Below are 1,445 nucleotides of genomic sequence, written 5' to 3' on the forward strand. Positions count from 1 at the left end.
TGAACTGTGACCCACAAGAAGGACACTTTGAAAAAAGTGACCCCTCTTGTGGGTCATTTGTGTTTTAATCAAGGTACAGGAAGAGGAGCGAAACAAAAATGGGAAAATTGAAGCGGGTCAAATTCACAGAAGATCAAATAAAAAAGTTGGAGGAAAACCCCAACGTGGAGAGAGTATCCGAGTCAGCCATTACGTACAAGCCTGCGTTCAAACTGGAAGCATTGCAGGCCTACAAGGCAGGGCAGACACCTTCGGAGATCTTTATCCGGGCTGACTTCGACCTTGATGTAATTGGACATGAAAAGCCTAAAAAGAGCCTAAAGCGTTGGCGCGAAGCCGCCGGTCTATACGGTAAAGAAGGATTGGCTGTAGATCGACGTGGCAAGAACAGCGTGGGACGTAAGCCAGCCGGTGAATTGTCGGTGGAAGAAGAGTTGAAGCGAGCTCAGGTCAAAATTAAACTGCTCGAAGCAGAGGTCGACTTGCTAAAAAAGCTCGAGGCGCTCGAGCGGCAGAAGAAACGCTAACGGCCGCCGAGCGCTTTGAGCTCATTAACCGTACCATCCGTGCATATGGCCTGAAACAGATGACACGCTACCTGTGTAAGCTCGTGGACGTTAGTCCAAGCAGCTACTACAGATGGCTTGCAGCCGAGGATAAGCGCCAGCTTCGGGCAGCTGCTGACGAGGCAGACATCTCCCTCATCAGGCAACACTTTGAGACGCTGCGCGGCAGAGCAGGCGCCCTAGTCATCAAAATGCGTCTTGAGCAAATGAGCGGTGTCATCATGAACCACAAGAAGATTCGTCGCCTCATGCGCAAGGCAGGCCTAATCGCGGTCATCCGACAAGCGAATCCTTACCGTAAGATGGCCAAGGCAACCCAGGAACACCAGACATGTCCCAACTTGTTAAAGCGTCAGTTTGACCCAGGCGAGCCCGAGAAGGTATTTCTAACCGACATCACCTACTTGCGCTACGGAAGCGGACAGTGGGCATACCTCTCCTGCGTGAAAGACGGGGCCACCAGGCAGATCCTTGCCGATTGTGTTGCAGGCACCCTGGAGCTTCCGATTGTCGAACGGACCATTCAACAACTTGTTGCACGACTGGACGGGAACATACATCCGGAAGCCATCCTACACTCTGATCAAGGGATGCATTACACCCATCCCAAAACCCGTCTTCTCATTAACAAAACAGGCTTTAAGCAATCCATGTCTCGCAGGGGCAATTGTTGGGACAATGCCCCCATGGAGTCATTCTTCGGCCATATGAAAGACGAGGTGAACTTCAGCGATTGCCAGACCATTGAGGAAGTGAGAATGCGAGTTAAGAAATACATAAGCTTTTACAATTCCGAACGATACCAATGGACATTAAAAAAGATGACCCCTGATGAATTCAGAAGTCATCTGCTTGTCAGTTAAGATTGCCGGCCCTTTA

The 1,445-nt window shown here is 50.3% G+C and carries 1 protein-coding gene and 1 pseudogene; both read left to right on the forward strand.

Going from position 1 to position 1,445, the window contains the following annotated elements; all coding sequences use genetic code 11:
* The first annotated feature begins 98 nt into the window (after positions 1-98).
* Entirely contained in the window at positions 99-527 is a 429-nt protein-coding gene (locus F4V43_RS19905) for an HTH domain-containing protein (protein ID WP_223879927.1), read from the forward strand.
* Between the two features lie 20 nt (positions 528-547).
* A pseudogene (locus F4V43_RS16120) lies at positions 548-1,429 on the forward strand (IS3 family transposase); the annotation flags it as partial.
* Positions 1,430-1,445: the final 16 nt, after the last annotated feature.

Source organism: Paenibacillus spiritus (assembly GCF_008710135.1).
Taxonomy (GTDB): domain Bacteria; phylum Bacillota; class Bacilli; order Paenibacillales; family Paenibacillaceae; genus Paenibacillus_AQ; species Paenibacillus_AQ glufosinatiresistens.

Coding starts and splice junctions, on each gene's coding strand:
- F4V43_RS19905 (WP_223879927.1), top strand. CDS start 99: ATGGGAAAATTGAAGCGGGTCAAATTCACAGAAGATCAAATAAAAAAG.